This window comes from Salegentibacter tibetensis (assembly GCF_020164485.1).
In the GTDB taxonomy this organism is placed as follows: Bacteria; Bacteroidota; Bacteroidia; order Flavobacteriales; family Flavobacteriaceae; genus Salegentibacter; species Salegentibacter tibetensis.
This window is the reverse complement of sequence record NZ_JAIQZA010000002.1, coordinates 171,374-190,654: the sequence shown is the minus strand read 5'-3', so window position 1 is coordinate 190,654 and position 19,281 is coordinate 171,374. Positions and strand designations below refer to the sequence as shown.

The window sequence follows — 19,281 nt, the reverse complement described above, 5'->3', positions numbered from 1 at the left end:
AGATTTTTTATACGTAATTTTACTTTCTGTAACAATATAGTTGCCTATGAGTAAAATTACTTCATCGCTGAGAACCGGAGGGCTTTTAGTTTTTCTTCTTGTTTTTACGTTTAGCTTTATACTTGCTTCTACAGAGACTTCGGTAACAGGACTTACCGTATCTACTGATGAGGTCACTCCTGTTTCCTGCTTTGGCGGAAGCAATGGGGCTATAAAAGTTTCAGTAACCGGAGGAAACTCAAATTATACTTATAGCTGGTCTGGACCAAATACCTATAGTTCTTCCCTTGAAGACATCAATGATTTAATCGCCGGGACTTATAACTTAGAGGTAACTGATACCGATGGCAATTCGGGTTCTGTCACTGTTGTGGTTGACCAACCCGATGCTCTGAGCATGGCATCACCAAGCTCCACTCCAGTTAGCTGTAACGGAGGCAATGATGGTACTGCTACCGCAGGAGCTGTTTCCGGTGGGAACGGCGGATACCAGTATAAACTGGATGCTGGTATTTATGGAACATCAAATTCTTTTAGTGGATTAACAGCGGGAACCTATACCATTACGGTAAAAGACTCAAAAAATTGTGAAACTTCACAGACTGTAACGGTTACTCAACCCGATGCTCTTGCAATGACAACACCATCCTCCACTCCCGTTAGTTGTAACGGAGGGAATGATGGTACTGCTACCGCAGGAGCTGTTTCCGGTGGGAACGGCGGGTACCAGTATAAACTGGATGCAGGTACTTATGGAACATCAAATTCATTTAGTGGGCTAACCGTGGGTACCTATACTATTACAGTAAAAGATTCAAAAAATTGTGAAACCTCCCAGACTGTAACTGTTACCCAACCCGATGCTCTTAGCATGGCAGCACCATCTTCCACTCCCGTTAGTTGTAACGGTGGAAATGATGGCACGGCTACCGCAGGAGCTGTTTCCGGTGGAAACGGCGGGTACCAGTATAAACTGGATGCAGGTATTTATGGAACATCAAATTCATTTAGTGGGCTAACCGCGGGTACCTATACCATTACAGTAAAAGATTCAAAAAATTGTGAAACCTCCCAGACTGTAACTGTTACCCAACCCGATGCTCTTAGCATGGCAGCACCATCTTCCACTCCCGTTAGTTGTAACGGTGGAAATGATGGTACGGCTACCGCAGGAGCTGTTTCCGGTGGAAACGGCGGGTACCAGTATAAACTGGATGCAGGTATTTATGGAACATCAAATTCATTTACTGGACTAACCGCGGGAACATATACCATTACAGTAAAAGACTCGAAAAATTGTGAAACTTCCCAGGCTGTAACTGTTACCCAACCCGATGCACTTACGATGACAACACCATCCTCCACTCCCGTTAGCTGTAACGGCGGGAGTGATGGAACAGTTACTGCCGGAATAGTCGCCGGAGGAAACGGCGATTACTTATATTCTATTGACAACGTAACTTATGGAATAGGAACCACCTTTTCAGGATTATCTGCAGGTACCCATACCATTTTTGTAAAGGATAGCAAAGACTGCGCCCTTCAAAAAACCGTTACAGTAAGCGAACTTGCCGTGCTTAGCGCTACGGTAAACCACACTAATATTAGTTGCTTTGACGGTAATGACGGGACTATCTCACTTAGTAGTCCGAGCGGTGGAAGCGGCAGCTACGAGTACAGCATAGACGGAACCAGCTGGCAAATCGGTCAAACTTTCAGCGGTTTAAAAAGCGGTTCGTACAAAGTATATATCAGAGATGCAACACTAACTACTTGTGTTAAGATTCTTAAGGACGACCTGCAGCTTACTCAGCCGGCAGCTCCTCTTACTGCCGAACTCACCTCTACCAGAACCACTACTTACGGTACGGCTACAGGAACTGCGACTGCAAACCCTTCCGGTGGTACTCCAGGCTACACCTATGAATGGCGTAAAGCAGGAAGCACACAAATTTTACAACAAACCAAAACGGCCAAGGACCTTTATGCTGGGGAATATGAGGTTACAGTTACCGATACTAAAGGCTGCAAATTTATTGAAACAATTACGGTCATTGATGCAATTCATGCCCCTATCATACCGACTTCTATTTGTGACAACGATACCGATATTATTAGAACATCTTATTTTGAAATTGAGGATTTGACTGCACTAGGCGGAGTAGGTCCTTATACCTATTCCTGGAATTTTGGACCTGATTCAACTCCAAGTACTGCTACGGGTCCGGGATCCCACAAAGTTACCTATACTACATCAGGAGATAGAACAGTAAGTGTTACAGTAACTGATGCTTCCGGGGTGTCCAAAACAGTTTCTATCTTACATTACGTGGGTGAATGCTTTGTGGATGACTGCGGATCAAATGATTTCGCGATTAGCACTTTGTACATTGCAGACGCTAATGGCAATAAGGTAAATAGTGAAACCTGTGATGACAGCACACAAAAATATATATATTTCGATCTTCCTACCAATTCAGACAGATATTCATTATACATGGAATATATATTTTCCATAGAACATCCTAATGGGGAATTATCCAGGTTAAACAAAGGTGCTTGCTTCTATGAAAACCAATTAATTCCTGATAACGTCCAAACAATACCCGTAGACTGGAGCTGTGGAGATGTTTTAATTGTAGAACGGCTATACCTTACCTTTTCCAACAATATAAAATGGGGTTGTGGACAAGGGTCTAACCCTAAATGTTATTCAACTAACAATCCGGAAACTGTTGAAGCTCCTCTCTTTGTCTCGGCTACAGCAAATGAACTTTTATGCCATGGTTCCAGTCTGGGAACGGTAAAGGCAAAAGCTACAGGCGGTGTTTCTCCTTACACATTCAGCATAACAGGCGAAAACGGTACTTATCAAAACAGTGATGAATTTAACAACCTTACCGCAGGCACTTATACCGTATGGGTAAAAGACAGTGAAGGCACCAAATACCAATCTGAGGCAGTAACAATTACACAGCCACTGGAACCTATTTCAGCTGATTTCGTGATCACAAACCCTTTATGCTTTGGTGAAACTGGGGAAGCCTCGGCAAACGCTAAGGGAGGAACTCCCTTTGTTGACGAGAACGGAAACAACTACTACGAATACCTCTGGAATGATCCTAACAATCAAACTTTTAAGAAAGCAACCGGTCTTACTGCCGGAGATTACACTTTGACAGTTACTGATGCAAATGGTTGCCAGTTCATAGAATCAATAACAATTACTGAGCCCGCGCAACTTACAGTGGCCGATGCCGGGCCGGACCAGAGTTTCAATTGTGGTTTTAATACCACAACGCTCTCTGCCAATACCCCTGGAACTGGGGTAGGAACCTGGACAATAACTTCTGCAAACGGAGGGACTATCGCCGAGCCGAACAACCCTGCTTCAGCTTTCACCGCCCCTGCCGGCATTCATACACTAAGATGGACAATTGCCCACGCTGATGGTTCCTGTGCTAATTTTGATGAAGTGAAGATCACCTTTGTTGGAGACTGCAGCACCCTGGATTTTGACGGAATAGATGACCACGTATATTTAGGTGATAATTATGGTTTCACTACAGGAAACTTTAGTATTGAAGCCTGGATAAGACCAAAATCGGTTAACAATACCAGAACAATTATCAGTAAAAGAAACAGCAAAGACCTTAGCAAAGGTTTTGATCTTATTATAAACAGTGGAGCACCCACTTTTAGATGGGGTAATAATTCTATTTCTACTTCACATAAGGTAACTGCTGATCGCTGGCATCATATTGCGGCTATTTACAATAGTGGAAATATTAGCTTATACGTAGACGGAATTCAAGTTGGTAATGCTACTGCGACTAATCCTGCAGTAGTTAATGCTCCTGCCCTTATTGGAGCAATGTATAACGCCGACAGTCCCGACCTACCCGTAAACTATTTCCATGGCTGGATAGAAGAAGTGCGTTTATGGGGAACTGCACTTAGCGAAGAGCAGCTAAGGTTTATGATGAACCAAAGGCTTATTGTTAATCAAAACCCTATTAGAGGCGATGTTTTACCTTTAGATGTTCCCGGAAATCTGGGCTGGGATAATCTTAAAGCTTATCTCCAGATGAAAGTTACCGAAAGTGGAAACGGTATAACTCCCAACCTGATTTTAAATTCAATGGACGGAGAATTAAAAAATATTGAGACCGATCAGGAAAATACCGCTCCCCTCCCCTACGAATCCGATCAGGGAGGCACATGGCATAACCGAAATACCTGGGATTTAAATTCCACAAAATTCTGGACCTTTCCCAACGACATTGGCATTAACGGAACGGTTATAGAATGGAATATTGCAAAACAAAATCATAATATTAACTCTAATAATAAGGACATTAAATTATTAGGATTGTTTTCCGGAACCGGAACAGAATTAATTATGGAAGGTGTAAATAACAATTCGGGCAATGAATTGCGTATCACCCATTACCTGGAACTGGATGGATTTATAGATCTGGATGGAGAATCCCAGTTAGTGCAAACCGAAGGAAGCATTCTGGCAGAGAACAGCAGTGGCAGCATAGAACGTGACCAGCAAGGAACCGAAAATTCTTACAATTATAATTATTGGACATCTCCGGCAAGCCCTAAAGGCACTAATAATAATGCCAATTATACTGTAAAAGGAGTTATGAGGGATGGTACCAGTACTAAAAACCCACAAGATATTTCTTTTGCTTATGCTCATACCCACGCCGATGCTAACTACACCGGAAATAAACGAATAAGCACCTATTGGCTGTTTAAATTCCATGGAGATGCAAATTCTTACGGACATTGGCGATATATTGGGCATACGGGCGAATTAAAAACCGGTGAAGGTTTTACAATGAAAGGAACTTCCGGACAAGCCCTAATAAGCGATCAACAAAATTATGTTTTCAACGGAAAACCACATAATGGTACCATCGCCTTAAATATTCTCAATCAGGAAAACCGGTTGGTAGGAAACCCATACCCTTCTGCTATTGATGCCGATCAGTTTATAAGAGATAATCTAAAGGATGTTGACGGAGGTACCCGAAACATAAATGTATTCAATGGTGCATTGTATTTCTGGGATCATTTTGGGCAGGAAAACAGCCACGTATTAAGAGAATATGTTGGAGGATATGCCACCTATTCGCTTGCCGGAGGGGTTAAAGCGGCCTCTACAGATAGCAGAATAAACGCTACTGGAGCCGTAGGAAATAAAACTCCGGGAAGATACATTCCGGTAGCGCAGGGATTTTTTGTGAACAGTGTTATAGATGATGCTATTTCCGGTAATTATACTATAGATGGGGGAGATATAACTTTTAGAAATAGACAAAGGGTTTTTGTGAAAGAATCATCGGCTAATTCTCAATTCTTAAAACCAGATAATTCTGAAAAAGAGAAAGCTAAAGTTGAGCAAGCAAAATACACCGAAGACACGCGCTATAAAATAAGGTTGAATTTTCATTCTCCTAAAGGTTATCACCGTCAAATATTAGTAACTGCAGATTCAAAAACTACCAACCAGTTCGATCTTGGCTATGATGCACCACTTATAGATAATAATGTGGAAGATATGTTTTGGATGATGGAAAAATCTCAATTTGTTATACAGGCAGTGCCTAATTTTAATTTAGATCAAAAATTACCAATAGGCGTTAAGATTGCTGAAGAAAAAGAATTCCGCATAGAAATTGGGGAACTTGAAAATGTTCCCGATATCACGAATATCTATCTATATCACAAAAAAGACAGTACCTATCATGATTTACGAAAAGACGCTTTTAAAGCGACTTTACCTGCAGGAGAGTATCAGGAATTATATGAAATTGTTTTTCATGATGTTACATCATCCAGAAAAGATAAAGAACCTGGCGAAGGACCTATTGATTACTATTACTCATTAGACAATCGGGAATTTGTGATTAACAATCCCGAACTTCATGAAATTGAGCATATAAATATTTATAGTATTGGAGGTCAATTGGTAGATCAGCATTTTGGAATTCCTAATGTTAAGCAAATCCATATTCCGCAGAAAAAATCTTTAAGTTCCTCGGTTTATATTGTAAAGGTCTATACCAGCGCAGGAGATTATGCTAAAAAAGTGATTATAAAAGACTAAGGCTTATATTTTAGAGGCAGGTAAACCACTTTCTTAGTCAGGAAAAATTCTTCGCTAAAATAATCGCAGAGTTCGTGTATTCTTGCTTTTGGAAACTCACGAAGTTCAACAGTAAGATCACCACCTTTTAGGTAAAGAATTCCGTTTTTGAGTTCATGCTGACTTTTCTTAGCTATTTTCCCTTTGGTCCAATGTACAAAAGTAGGCATTGCTGCTACTGCCCTGCTCACTATAAAATCGTAGGTTCCTTTAACCTCCTCTACCCTTGCGTTTGTAGTTTTTACATTGGCTAATTTTAAACCTTCTACAACCCCATCTACCACTTTCATTTTCTTCCCTATGGAATCTACTAAATGAAAATTGGTTTCAGGAAATAATATGGCAAGTGGAATTCCAGGAAATCCGCCCCCCGTTCCAACATCTAATATATTTGCTCCAGGTTTAAATTCCTGAATTTTTGCAATTCCCAGCGAGTGTAAAACGTGTCTAAGGTAAATTTCATCTATATCCTTACGCGACACCACGTTAATTTTAAGGTTCCAATCTTTATACAGCGAATCCATTTTCTCAAACTTTGAGTACTGGTCATCTGTTAAATCCGGGAAGTATTTCTTAATTAAATCCAAAGTTTTCTAATTTGCGACAAAAATACATAATTTGGTGCTGAAATTGCAGCGTATTAATATGGAATAGGATATAGAATAACTATATAAAAATTTTATCTTTGCCACTTACAAAAAATTAAATGGAAAACGTTCAAAATCACATAAAGTTCTCCCGAAAGGATTCCACCAAATTCTTTAGGTTACTCAACAAAAGGGTGAATAATTACTTCAAAGAAAACAACCTTAAAAAGACAGGAAACTGGAAACTGCATCTTAAAGCAATCGTTATGTTTTCCTTGTTTCTAACTCCGTATTTCTTAATTTTAACCTTAGACATTTCACAGTGGTGGATGCTGCTTCTTACCGTGGTAATGGGCGCCGGAATGGCCGGAGTGGGAATGAATATTATGCACGATGGTAACCACGGGTCTTATTCTTCAAAAAAATGGGTGAATAAATTTATGGGCGGTACTATTTATGTGCTGGCCGGCAATGTTTATAACTGGCAGGTACAGCACAATGTATTACACCATACCTACACCAATATTCATGGGCACGATGAAGATCTGGACGCCGGTAGAGTTATTAGATTTTCTGAACACGCCAAATGGTATAGCTTTCACCGTTTTCAGCATTATTATTCTGTATTTTTATATGGCCTGTTAACTTTTAACTGGGCTTTGACTACCGATTTTAAACAAACCAAAAGCTATCTAAAAAGAAAATTGTCTTACGGAAAAATGCCAAATCCAGTAACACAATGGAGCATTATCGCAATCACAAAACTGATTTATGTTTCTATTTGGATTGTAATTCCTATGTTGATTTTATCAATTTCCTGGTGGAAGATTCTAATTGGCTTTTTTGTGATGCATTATACCGCTGGTTTAATCCTTAGTATCGTGTTTCAACTTGCACATGTAGTAAAAGAAACCGAAATGCCTTTACCCGATGAAACCGGATCTATGAAAAACACCTGGGCAATTCATCAGTTGTTTACTACGGTTAATTTTGCTACCAATAATAAAATTGTAAACTGGTTTACCGGCGGCTTAAACCACCAGGTAGAACATCATATTTTTCCGAATATTAGTCATATTCATTACGGTAAAATAGCTCAAATCGTTAAGGAAACCGCTGCAGAATGCAACCTTCCTTACCATGAATACAAAACCACACGCGCAGCAATAATTGCCCATTTTAAACATTTAAAAGAAATGGGTGCGAAACCTGCAATTTCGTCTTAGTAACTAATTAGTAACCAATTAAAAGAATGCAAGAACATTTATCCAACCGAATTAACAATTTAGCAACTTCGCAAACCCTGGCTATGGCTGCTAAAGCGCGTGAACTTAGAGCCGAAGGGAAAGACATTATCGGATTAAGCCTGGGAGAACCAGATTTCAATACCCCAGATTTTATTAAAGATGCCGCGATACAGGCAATTAACGACAACTATAATTCTTACACCCCCGTAGACGGATATGCAGAATTAAAAGATGCGATAATCAACAAATTTAAGCGGGATAACGAGCTCACCTACGATCATTCTCAAATTGTAGTTTCTACAGGTGCCAAGCAATCTCTGGCAAATATTGCTATGGTTTTATTAAATCCGGGTGATGAAGTACTTTTACCCTGTCCTTACTGGGTAAGCTATGCTGAAATAGTAAAGCTTGCTGAAGGTGTTCCGGTAGAAGTTCCAACTTCGGTAGAAACCGATTTTAAAATGACTCCCGAACAGCTGGAAGCCGCTATCACTCCTAAAACCAAAATGATCTGGTACAGCTCTCCCTGCAATCCCAGCGGGATGGTTTACAGCAAGGAAGAATTAAGAGGCCTTGCAGATGTCTTAAAGAAACATCCGGATGTTATTATTGTAAGTGATGAAATTTACGAACATATCAATTTTGTTGGTGGTCATGCTTCTATGGCTCAATTCGAAGATATGTACGATCGTGTAGTTACGGTGAATGGTGTTTCTAAAGCATTTGCAATGACGGGCTGGAGAATTGGTTACATAGGTGCTCCTACCTGGATTGCCCGGGCCTGCAATAAAATGCAGGGCCAGATTACCAGTGGCGCTAATTGTATCGCGCAACGTGCCGTAATCACTGCGCTGGGAGCTCCCGTAAGCAAGATTAGCTATATGGTAGACACCTTTAAGAAAAGGAGAAAGCTCATCATAGATCTTTTAAATAATATTGAAGGTTTTGTAACTACAGAGCCTGAAGGTGCTTTTTACGTTTTTCCTAATATCTCGAATTTCTTCGGAAAAACAATTAAAGGCCATAAGATTGAGAACGCCACAGATTTTTCTATGTTTTTACTGGAAGAAGCCCTGGTTGCTACCGTAACCGGTGATGCCTTCGGAAATCCAGATTGTATAAGAATCTCTTATGCAGCAAGTGAATCTCAAATTGAAGAAGCAATGAAGCGAATTAAATCAGCTTTATCTGGAGCATAATTATTCAGCTTAGTAGAATTTTTTAAAGCTGTCTTATAAGTCATATTTCCGTCAAGCTGAACTTGTTTCAGCTTCTAACTTATTGTTAATTCTAACATCTTAGATCTCCGAACAATTTCCGGAGCAAGCTCTGAAATAAATTAAGGATGACGATTTTAAATACTTATAAGACAGCTTTTCTATTTTTTGAATCTATTAGTCTTACCTATTCCTCCAGAAGAACGGAGTAAATAAAATAAGCACAGTAAAGAGTTCCAGCCTTCCAATTAGCATAAGAAAAGCACACCAGTATTTACCAAAATCGGGTAGAATATCAAAATTATTCACTGGGCCCAGGGCTCCCAAAGCAGGCCCCACGTTCCCAAGCGAGGAGGCAGCGCCCCCAATTGCAGTTTCGAAATCGAGCCCCAAACCTCCTAAAACAAGAGATCCAATTATAAAGGAAAGCATATAAAGAATAAAGAAACCAAGAATATTAAAAGTCACCCCTTTTCCAATAGATTTTCCGTTAAATCGCACCGGAAGGATTGCATTAGGGTGCAAAGCACGTTTAAATTCTATTCCTCCGTTTCTAATCATGATAATATGGCGCATCACTTTTACCCCACCCGAAGTAGACCCGGCAGAACCTCCCAAAAAGAACATTCCGAAGAAGAAAATCGTTAAAAAAGGAGTCCACATGGTGTAATCTGCACTCACAAAACCGGTGGTGGTGATAATCGCGATCACTTGAAATAGGGCGTGTCTGAAAGCACTTTCTGCTTCACCCCAAACCATGGGATGGTCTATTTGAGACAGACTTACATCTGCTTCAAAATAAATAAGAAGCGAGGCAATAGCTGTAAACCCGGCTATAAAATAGAAATACCACTTAAATTCATCGTCGTGCAGTACTTTTTGGATCCTGCCTTTAAAACTAAAGTAACTTAATACAAAGTTGCTCCCCCCCAAAAACATAAACAGGATTACGATGTATTGTATGATGGGTTGCTCATTCCAGTAAGCTAAACTTATATTTTTTGTAGAAAATCCGCCGGTAGACATCGTACTCATAGAATGATTCACCGCATCAAAAAAGTTCATCCCTGCTACTTTTAGTAAAATCGTTTCAGCTACAGTATAGCTTACATAGATAAGCCAAAGACGCTTGGCGGTATCGGTGATCCTGGGTTTTAGCTTGTCGGCGCTGGGGCCGGGAGCTTCCGCGGCAAAAAGCTGCATCCCTCCTATTCCCAATAGCGGTAAAATTGCAATGGCCAATACTATAATTCCCATCCCACCAATCCAATGTGTTAGGCTTCGCCAGAATAGAATTCCTTTAGGGATAGATTCAATATCATTTAAAATTGAAGCCCCGGTCGTGGTATAACCAGACATGGTTTCAAAAAAAGCATTGGTAAAATCGGGAATTGACTCGCTAATTACATAAGGAAGCGTTCCACTCAAGGCCATAAAGATCCACCCGAAAGTCACAATAATATAACCTTCCCGCTTCTTTACTTCTTTTCGGTGGCCTTTGGTGGAAAACATAAATAGCACTCCAAGAAATAAAGTAATAAATGCAGCCCCTAGAATGTCCAGGGTTACTCCATCTTCGTAAAACCAACTCACCAAAACTGCTAAAAGCATAAAACCACCGTTGCATAAAAGCAACAGTCCCATAACGTGCAGAATAATCTGGTTGTTAAGTCTTGGCATTAGAGAAAGAGTTTTTCAACCTTTTTTATAGATCTTGGTAAGCAACAAACAACAATACGGTCGCCCTGGGTTATTTTAAAATCCCCAAGGGCTATAATTCCTTCCCCATCTCTTATAATTCCACCGATAATAGCCGATCTGGGAAAATCGAGGTCTTTAATTTTTTTGTTACAAACCTGGGAATTTGGCTTTACGATAAATTCCAGCAATTCTGCATTCATATTATTGATCTTCGTCATCGCCACTACTTCCCCTTTTCTAACATATCTAAAAATGTTATTGGCAGCTAGCAGCTTTTTATTGATCAAAGTATCAATCCCTATAGAATGACTTAACTGGTAGTAATCCATATTTTCTACCAAAGAAATGGTTTTCTTTACACTCTTAGATTTGGCTACCAGGCAGGACATTATATTGGTTTCAGAATTACCGGTAACTGCGATAAAAGCATCCATATCGTGCACATTTTCTTCTTCCAGCAGCTCTACATTACGGCCATCACCGTGGATAATAAGTGCATTAGGAAGCTCATCGGCAAGATCATAAGCTTTCTCCTTGTCGCTTTCCACCAGTTTTACGTGAAAGTTATTTCTGCAAAGATCTATGGCTGTTTTTTTACCAATTTTACTTCCGCCCAATATCATTATATTTTTAATGGCATGTTTGGTCTTCCCGGTAAGCTTATAGAGATTTTCTACTCCACGCTTTAAAGTGACAAAATTCACCTGGTCTCCCTCTTTAAACTGGGTATCTCCCCGCGGAATGAGTGTATATTGAGTTCCATAGCGTTGAATGGCAATTGGAACAAAGTTTAGATCTGAAAAAATATTTGCTGCTTCTTTTACCGTTTTCCCTACAAAAAGTGCATTTCTGGAAAGGCTAAGACCTATCATGGTCAAAGCACCATTCTCAAATTCGTAGCTATCGTTAAAAGCAGATTGATTCAGCAGCAGTGAAATTTCCCTTGCTGCAAGGGCTTCGGGAGAAATTAATTCGTCTATCCCAAAACTGGTGAAACCTAATTCTTCCTTATTTTCAAGAAATTCAGTATTAGAAATACGGGCTATGGTCCTTTTTGCACCCAGCTGTTTTGCCAATACACAACAGGTAATATTGGTTGCCTCACTGGAAGTAACACTTATAAGCATATCTACATGCTTAACCTGTGCATCTTTGAGAATCGCAATAGAAGTTGCATCTCCCTTAATCGTCCTGATATCTAAATGCGTATCGGCGTAAGTGAGATTATCCCGGCTGGTATCAATTAGTGTGATATCCTGGGACTCAAAAGAAAGCAATTTTGCCAAATGAAAGCCTACTTCACCCGCTCCGGCAATAATTATCTTCATATAACAGCTTGAAATTGAAAAGAAGAACAAAGGTACAGTATTTTAGACAAAACAAAAACCAAAAGCGCCCAACAACAAATTCTAAAAGTTTCAACCTCAATTATTTCATATCGTGTATCTTTGGTCCAAAATTGTTACTATGAGTAAAAAGGTAACTCCTTATCAGGACTCCGGCCTTAATAAGAAAAAGCAGGTTGAACAGATGTTTGATAAAATATCTGACAACTACGATGGGCTAAATCGGGTTATATCTATGGGAACCGATGTGAAATGGCGAAAAAAGGTGATTGCACTGGTTAAAGCCCAGCAACCAAAAGCTGTTTTAGACATCGCTACAGGCACCGGGGATCTCGCTATACAAATGGCCGATATTAATGCTGAAAAAATTGTTGGCCTTGATCTTTCTGAAGGAATGCTGAAGGTTGGCCGTAAGAAAATAGCCGCAAAGCAATTAACCGATAAGATTGAAATGATTCAGGGAGACTCTGAAGCATTACCTTTTGAAGATAATTCATTTGATGCTATAACCGTTGCATTTGGAGTACGCAATTTTGAAAATTTAGAAAAAGGATTATCCGAAATTCAAAGGGTTCTAAAACCCGGTGGAATTTTTGTAGTTTTGGAAACTTCTGTCCCTACCAGATTTCCGTTCAAACAAGGTTATAAATTATACTCTGGCTATATGCTACCCTTAATTGGGCGGGTATTTTCCAAAGACCGGGAAGCTTACTCTTATCTAAGTAAAAGTGCAGCAGCATTTCCTTATGGAGAAGCCTTCAACAATATTTTAAAGAAAACGGGGTTTATAAATGTAGAAGACAAACCACAAACTTTTGGGGTTGCCACCATTTATACTGCTTCAAAATAAAACTATGAAGAAATTTTTTGTTATCGTCTTACTTTTTTGCGTTCAATTAGGTTATGCGCAGATTTTTGGAGGAGATAAAATTGTTAATAACGAGAACTTTGATAGGCAACAATGGTCCTGGGGATATTACCTGGGATTAAACACCTACGATTTTAAATTTAAATACAATGATGAAATAGCGCCTAACGGTAATGACCTTATTATTGAAAAAACCCTTGGTTTTAATGTTGGATTGGTAGGAAATTTAAGATTAAATAATAACCTGGATCTTCGGCTGGAACCCGGAGTTACTTTTAATACCCGTAATTTCAGACCTCCCTATACTATGGATATTGAAGAAATAAACGCCACTTATGTTCATATCCCATTATTACTGAAATTTTCAGCCGATAGGCATAATAACTTTAAACCTTTTGTGGTTGGCGGGGTTTCTACTTCAATAAACCTTTCAAGTAACCAGAATAATCCCGATGCAGATACCCGTTTAAGGACCAACAACTATCACTATGAAGTTGGTTTAGGTATTGATCTTTACCTATTCTATTTTAAGTTTTCACCTTCCATAAGAGGAGTTTTCAATATAAATAATGAAATGGTAGAAACGAAGTTCTCTAAAGTAGATGCAATGCGCTCACAAGCCGTATTCCTTAATTTTACTTTTCAGTAGAACCAGTAAATCTTCAAGATTTTATAAATGCTGTTAGTGAGAAAAATCCTTTCTTTTAAATTCACTTAAAAGAATTGCTGTTGCGGTTGCCACATTAAGGCTTTCTGTTTCCTTTAAATCTCCGAAACGCGGGATACTTATTTTCTTTTGTATCAAGGCTTCAATTTCAGCTGAAACCCCATTGGCTTCATTTCCCATAACCAAAATTGAATTTTCTTCAGTTTTACTTTTATAAATATTCTCTCCTTCCATAAAAGCTCCATATACGGGCAATCTAGAATTTTCAAGATAGGTTTTTAAATCGCAGTATGAAACATTAACCCTGGCCAAAGACCCCATAGTTGCCTGTACCACTTTCGGATTAAAACAATCTACCGAATCCTGGGAACAAACCAGATTTTTTATCCCAAACCAATCACAAAGCCGAATAATAGTTCCCAAATTTCCGGGATCGCGAACACCATCTAAAGCGAGTATCAAACTCTCATCCTGCACTATATTCTCCCTGGGAATTTCAAACAAAGCCAAAGCAGCTTGGGGTGTTTTTAGAAAACTTATTTTCTTAAGCTCCCGCTCATCAATTTTTTGAAATTCATCAGGTTTAATTCCAAAATCTGCCTCTAAAGAAAAAAGTCTATTTAGCTTAAAATTTGAATTTACTAACTCGCTAATTGTCTTAAAACCTTCGGCAACAAAAAGTCCGTGTGTATAACGGTATTTTTTTTGTGCAAGACTGGTTATTAACTTAATTTGGCTTTTACTAACCATACAAAAAATGTAATTTTGATCTCTTAAAAATTTGTGTTTGAATCGGCATTTCGCAAAAATATCAATATTTTTTTTAAGCCTGCTTTTTTTAATTTCCTGTAATGCCGTTAAACGCGTAGAGGGTGATGATAAACTGCTCACAGAGAATGAAATTTTCGTAAATGACGAAAAGATCAAGGAAGCCCGTATTTATAATCAGCTATACCAGGAACCAAATACAAGATTTTTAGGTAACCCGCTAAGGCTACATTTCTACAACCTTGCTCGTCCAGGAATCGATTCTATTTTAAGCGAAAAATACCTGGAAAATGAAAGTAAGAAAAATACACTGGTAGATATTCTCTCTTACAAACAATTCGAAAAATTCCTGCATTCGCGAAAAGCTTTTAATCAATGGATTAAAAATACCGGCGAGGAACCCGTTATTGTCAGTGAAGAAGAAAGCAGGAAATCGGTTAATCGTCTCAACTCCTGGTACTGGAACAATGGCTGGTTTAATGTTGAAACCGATTATGAAATTATTGTTTCAGAAAGGAAAAAGAAACGCGCCCGGGTAGAATACGAAGTCAATACCGGAAAACCATATTATTTAGACTCCATCACCACTATCATTTCTTCAAAAGTCATAGATTCCTTGTACCAACTTCATAAAAACGAATCTATCATTAAAGAAGGCATGCAATACAGAACACTGGATATCAATGAAGAACGGGACCGATTAACTGCGCTTTTTAGAAATAACGGGGTTTATAATTTTGACCAGGAATATATAAGTTTTGATGCCGATACCATTAATACCGGCGGAAAGGTAAATACCAACTTAATTATAAAAAACCGCTTTGCTTCTGAAGAAGACACAACCTCCAGAGTACCTTTTAAAATTCACGAAATTAGCAAGGTTAATATTTTTACCGATTATAAGTATGCGAATCGAAATCAGCCTTTAACCGATAGTATAACAACCGAAGAAGGATATACGCTATATAGTTTTGAAGAACTGCGTTATAAACCTGAAGCCATTACCGATGCCATATTTATAAGACCAGGAAATACTTATAGTGATATTGCCCGTTCCCGAACCTATAATCGGTTAAATTCCTTGCGGGTTTTCAAATACCCTAATGTCCAGTTTACTCCAGATCCGGCAGATTCTACCCGCACCGATCTTGTAGCGAATATTTTTCTAACCCCCCAACCAAAATATTCCCTGGGTTTCGATTTTGATGTTTCTCAAAGCAATATTCAGAAATTCGGAATTGGTTTTGGAGGCTCCCTCTTAATAAGAAATGTTTTTCGAGGCGCTGAGAATTTTGAGATTTCTGGCCGGGGCAGTATAGGCTCTTCTACAGATGCTGCAATAAGCGGGAGTGATGATCAATTTTTTGACATTTCAGAAGTTGGAGCTGACCTTAAACTAACTTTTCCCCGGATATTTTTACCCATTAATACCGATAGTTTTATTCCTAAATACATGCAACCGTTTACCTCATTAAGTTTGGGAGTAAGCACACAAAATAATATTGGCCTGGATAAAAGAAACCTTTCCGGGATTATGAATTACCGTTGGAACCCTTCACGCCAACTTTCTAACCGGCTGGATCTATTAAATATTCAATACGTAAGAAACCTGAATACCGACAACTATTTCAATGTTTACCGAAGTTCTTATAACGACTTAAACGAGATCGTCCAATCTGGAAGTATAGTTACCGATCCGGCATATTTAAATGAGCAAGGTTTGTTAAGTATCCCAACCGGGGCCGAAAATTTTATCAGGGATATCTCCAATGATACCGGAGGCACTACAGGCCTGAATGAAGATCAAATTCAACTGGTAAATAATATAGGGGAACGAAAAAACCGTTTAACCGAAAACAACCTCATTTTCGCATCAAACTACACTTATCTGTGGAATACAAAGAAGAATCTTTACGACCAGGAATTCACGCGTTTCAGGTTTAAAATAGAGGCCGCCGGAAATGTACTTTCCGCAGTCTCCTCTTTAGCCGGATTTGAAAAGAATCAAAACGACAACTATAATTTATTGGGGGTGAATTTTTCTCAATACATTAAAACCGAACTCGATTTTATTAAGCATTGGGATATGGGCCAGGACGACATTTTGGCTTTTCGTGCTTTTGGCGGGGTAGCTATTCCTTATGGAAATGCCAACAGCATTCCGTTTGTACGAAGTTTCTTCGGTGGTGGCCCCAACGATAATCGTGCCTGGCAGGCTTACGATCTGGGACCGGGAAGCAGTGGTGGACGAAACGAATTTAATGAAGCAAACATGAAGCTGGCCTTCAATACCGAGTACCGCTATAACCTTTTTGGCGCCCTAAATTCGGCGGTTTTTGTAGATGTTGGGAATATATGGAATGTGCTCGATATCGTTGAAGATCAAGATGCTACTTTCGAGTCGTTTTCCGACTTAAAAAACATAGCTGTTGGCTCCGGTTTCGGACTTAGATACGACTTTAACTTTTTTGTATTCAGGTTTGATATTGGTTTCAAAACCTATGATCCTGCCCTTCCCGAAGGGGATCGCTGGTTTAAAAATTACAACTTTAACCACGCGGTATACAATGTAGGGATCAATTATCCTTTCTAAGCCAACATATTTTCTTATTTTTGTATTTCTAATTCAACTAAAATTATGAGTCACAACATTAAACCAGGCGTAGCCACAGGAAAAGAAGTACAAGAAATATTTAATTATGCTAAGGAAAAGGGGTTTGCCCTGCCGGCAGTAAATATTATAGGTTCCAGTAGCGCAAATGCAGTATTGGAAACCGCTGCAGAACTAAATTCACCGGTAATTATTCAATTTTCTAACGGAGGTGCCCAGTTTAACGCTGGAAAAGGACTTTCCAACGATGGTGAAAAAGCCGCAATCGCAGGTGCCGTTGCGGGTGCAAAACACATTAATGAACTTGCTGAAGCTTATGGCGCTGTAGTAATTCTACATACTGATCATTGTGCTAAAAAATTGCTTCCGTGGATAGACGGTTTGCTGGATGCCAGTGAAAAACATTTTGAGCAGTTCGGGAAACCATTGTACAGCTCCCATATGATAGATCTTTCTGAAGAACCTATTGAAGAAAATATTGAAATCTGCAAGAAGTATCTTGAAAGAATGAGCAAAATGGGAATGACCCTTGAAATTGAACTAGGGGTTACAGGTGGTGAAGAAGATGGTGTGGATAACACAGACATCGATTCCTCTAAATTATATACCCAGCCAGAAGAGGTTGCTTATGCTTATGAAGAATTAAGCAAAGTAAGTGATCAGTTCACTATCGCTGCCGCTTTCGGAAATGTACACGGAGTTTACAAACCAGGTAACGTAAAACTTACCCCGGTAATTCTTAAAAACTCTCAGGAGTACATAACCAAAAAGTATGGTGTGGAAGAAAACCATATTGATTTTGTATTCCACGGAGGTAGTGGTTCTACCGTTGAAGAAATTCGCGAAGGAATTAGCTACGGGGTAATTAAAATGAATATCGATACCGATCTTCAATACGCATATCTGGAAGGAATTCGTGATTATATGAGCAGCAAAAAAGATTATCTTGCCACTCAAATTGGAAATCCTGACGGAGATGATGTTCCTAATAAAAAGTATTACGATCCAAGAAAATGGGTACGTGAAGGAGAACTTACTTTTAAAACCCGACTTAAAAAGGCTTTTGAAGACCTTAACAACGTAAATACCTTATAAATTTAATTTTTTGAACAGCTGGAATTTCTTAAAATTCCGGCTGTTTTTATTTTAAGTAATCTTTCGGTTTATTCTCTCAAACAATAGACTGAAACCTGAAACCTGAAAAAAATGGCTTGGTTTAAAAGAACACAAAAAGGAATTCAAACCCCAACCGAAGATAAAAAAGATGTACCAAAGGGACTTTGGTACAAATCGCCAACCGGCAAGATTGTAGATGCAGAGCAACTGGAAAGTAATTTTTATGTGAGCCCCGAAGATGGTTATCATGTAAGAATTGGAAGTAAAGAATATTTCAAAATCCTTTTTGATGATAATGAGTTCGAAGAACTGGATAAGGATATTACCTCTAAAGATCCTTTAAACTTTAAAGACACCAAAAAATATACCGATCGTTTAAAGGATGCCCAGGAAAAAACCGAACTTAAAGACGCGGTTCGTACTGCTGTTGGAAAATCTAAAGGAAAAGAACTGGTAATAGCCTGTATGGATTTTAGGTTTATTGGAGGTTCTATGGGATCTGTAGTAGGTGAAAAAATTGCACGTGCGGCAGATTATGCTTTAAAAAATCAAATTCCTTTAATGGTTATCTCTAAATCTGGTGGAGCCAGAATGCAGGAAGCCGCCTTATCTTTAATGCAGCTGGCAAAAACTTCGGTGAGATTAGCACAGCTTGCAGATGCCCGTATTCCCTATATTTCCCTGGCAACCGATCCTACTACCGGAGGAACCACAGCATCTTTTGCTATGTTGGGAGACATAAATATTTCTGAACCAGGTGCCTTAATTGGTTTTGCCGGACCAAGAGTAGTGAAAGACACCACCGGAAAAGACCTGCCAAAAGATTTCCAAACATCAGAATTCCTTAAAGAAAAAGGTTTTTTAGATTTCATAACCAAAAGGTCTGAGCTTAAGAATAAGGTAAACCTTTATATAGATCTTATTCAAAATCAACCGGTAAGGGCTTAAAATAAAATAGAAAAAGATATTCTTAAAGTAGGTAATTATTTA

Annotated in this window: 12 protein-coding genes; 8 read left to right on the top strand and 4 right to left on the bottom strand. The window is 39.0% G+C overall.

Annotation, left to right across the window (positions count from 1 at the left end):
- The first annotated feature begins 46 nt into the window (after positions 1-46).
- A complete protein-coding gene (locus tag LB467_RS01830) occupies positions 47-6,124 on the top strand; it encodes a LamG-like jellyroll fold domain-containing protein (RefSeq protein WP_224472326.1) in 6,078 nt (2,025 codons plus the stop codon).
- On the opposite strand, the gene rsmG is transcribed toward LB467_RS01830, so the two are convergent.
- On the bottom strand, positions 6,121-6,750 hold the full coding sequence (gene rsmG, locus LB467_RS01825) for a 16S rRNA (guanine(527)-N(7))-methyltransferase RsmG (RefSeq protein ID WP_224472325.1): 630 nt from the start codon (positions 6,748-6,750) through the stop codon (positions 6,121-6,123). The two genes, LB467_RS01830 and rsmG, sit on opposite strands and share 4 nt — an antisense overlap.
- 119 nt (positions 6,751-6,869) lie before the next feature.
- Between rsmG and LB467_RS01820 the strand changes: the two genes are divergently transcribed.
- Positions 6,870-7,976, top strand: coding sequence for a fatty acid desaturase family protein (locus LB467_RS01820; protein ID WP_224472324.1), 1,107 nt, complete (start codon positions 6,870-6,872; stop codon positions 7,974-7,976).
- Between the two features lie 26 nt (positions 7,977-8,002).
- Positions 8,003-9,196, top strand: a complete 1,194-nt coding sequence (locus tag LB467_RS01815; RefSeq protein ID WP_224472323.1) for a pyridoxal phosphate-dependent aminotransferase — start codon at positions 8,003-8,005, stop codon at positions 9,194-9,196.
- Positions 9,197-9,397: 201 nt separating this feature from the next.
- On the opposite strand, the gene LB467_RS01810 is transcribed toward LB467_RS01815, so the two are convergent.
- Both LB467_RS01810 and trkA read right to left on the bottom strand, forming a co-directional pair.
- Positions 9,398-10,894, bottom strand: coding sequence for a TrkH family potassium uptake protein (locus LB467_RS01810; protein WP_224472322.1), 1,497 nt, complete (start codon positions 10,892-10,894; stop codon positions 9,398-9,400).
- Entirely contained in the window at positions 10,894-12,243 is a 1,350-nt protein-coding gene (gene trkA / locus LB467_RS01805) for a Trk system potassium transporter TrkA (protein WP_224472321.1), read from the bottom strand. The genes LB467_RS01810 and trkA overlap by 1 nt, the downstream gene beginning before the upstream one ends.
- Before the next feature lie 139 nt (positions 12,244-12,382).
- Between trkA and ubiE the strand changes: the two genes are divergently transcribed.
- A complete protein-coding gene (ubiE, locus tag LB467_RS01800) occupies positions 12,383-13,111 on the top strand; it encodes a bifunctional demethylmenaquinone methyltransferase/2-methoxy-6-polyprenyl-1,4-benzoquinol methylase UbiE (RefSeq protein ID WP_224472320.1) in 729 nt (242 codons plus the stop codon).
- Positions 13,112-13,115: 4 nt separating this feature from the next.
- Positions 13,116-13,778, top strand: a complete 663-nt coding sequence (gene porT, locus LB467_RS01795) for a type IX secretion/gliding motility protein PorT/SprT (RefSeq protein ID WP_224472319.1) — start codon at positions 13,116-13,118, stop codon at positions 13,776-13,778.
- A 33-nt stretch (positions 13,779-13,811) separates the two neighbouring features.
- Here the strand turns inward: porT and LB467_RS01790 are convergent, their stop codons facing one another.
- Positions 13,812-14,546, bottom strand: coding sequence for an RNA methyltransferase (locus tag LB467_RS01790; RefSeq protein WP_224472318.1), 735 nt, complete (start codon positions 14,544-14,546; stop codon positions 13,812-13,814).
- 37 nt (positions 14,547-14,583) lie between these two features.
- On the opposite strand from LB467_RS01790, the gene tamL reads away from it, so the two are divergent.
- The 3 genes from tamL (at position 14,584) to accD (ending at position 19,239) form a co-directional block, all read left to right on the top strand.
- The gene (gene tamL, locus LB467_RS01785; protein ID WP_224472317.1) at positions 14,584-17,157 is read left to right on the top strand and encodes a translocation and assembly module lipoprotein TamL; all 2,574 of its coding nucleotides are present in this window, start codon (positions 14,584-14,586) and stop codon (positions 17,155-17,157) included.
- Positions 17,158-17,202: 45 nt separating this feature from the next.
- Complete coding sequence (fbaA, locus tag LB467_RS01780; RefSeq protein ID WP_224472316.1) at positions 17,203-18,270, top strand: class II fructose-bisphosphate aldolase; 1,068 nt, start codon at positions 17,203-17,205, stop codon at positions 18,268-18,270.
- A 111-nt stretch (positions 18,271-18,381) separates the two neighbouring features.
- On the top strand, positions 18,382-19,239 hold the full coding sequence (gene accD / locus LB467_RS01775) for an acetyl-CoA carboxylase, carboxyltransferase subunit beta (protein ID WP_224472315.1): 858 nt from the start codon (positions 18,382-18,384) through the stop codon (positions 19,237-19,239).
- Positions 19,240-19,281: the final 42 nt, after the last annotated feature.

Bases quoted from the DNA above. Each gene is read 5' to 3' on its own strand.
- LB467_RS01830 (WP_224472326.1), top strand. From the start codon at position 47: ATGAGTAAAATTACTTCATCGCTGAGAACCGGAGGGCTTTTAGTTTTT.
- ubiE (WP_224472320.1), top strand. From the start codon at position 12,383: ATGAGTAAAAAGGTAACTCCTTATCAGGACTCCGGCCTTAATAAGAAA.
- LB467_RS01810 (WP_224472322.1), bottom strand. From the start codon at position 10,894: ATGCCAAGACTTAACAACCAGATTATTCTGCACGTTATGGGACTGTTG.
- LB467_RS01790 (WP_224472318.1), bottom strand. From the start codon at position 14,546: ATGGTTAGTAAAAGCCAAATTAAGTTAATAACCAGTCTTGCACAAAAA.
- accD (WP_224472315.1), top strand. From the start codon at position 18,382: ATGGCTTGGTTTAAAAGAACACAAAAAGGAATTCAAACCCCAACCGAA.
- LB467_RS01820 (WP_224472324.1), top strand. From the start codon at position 6,870: ATGGAAAACGTTCAAAATCACATAAAGTTCTCCCGAAAGGATTCCACC.
- trkA (WP_224472321.1), bottom strand. From the start codon at position 12,243: ATGAAGATAATTATTGCCGGAGCGGGTGAAGTAGGCTTTCATTTGGCA.
- LB467_RS01815 (WP_224472323.1), top strand. From the start codon at position 8,003: ATGCAAGAACATTTATCCAACCGAATTAACAATTTAGCAACTTCGCAA.
- porT (WP_224472319.1), top strand. From the start codon at position 13,116: ATGAAGAAATTTTTTGTTATCGTCTTACTTTTTTGCGTTCAATTAGGT.
- fbaA (WP_224472316.1), top strand. From the start codon at position 17,203: ATGAGTCACAACATTAAACCAGGCGTAGCCACAGGAAAAGAAGTACAA.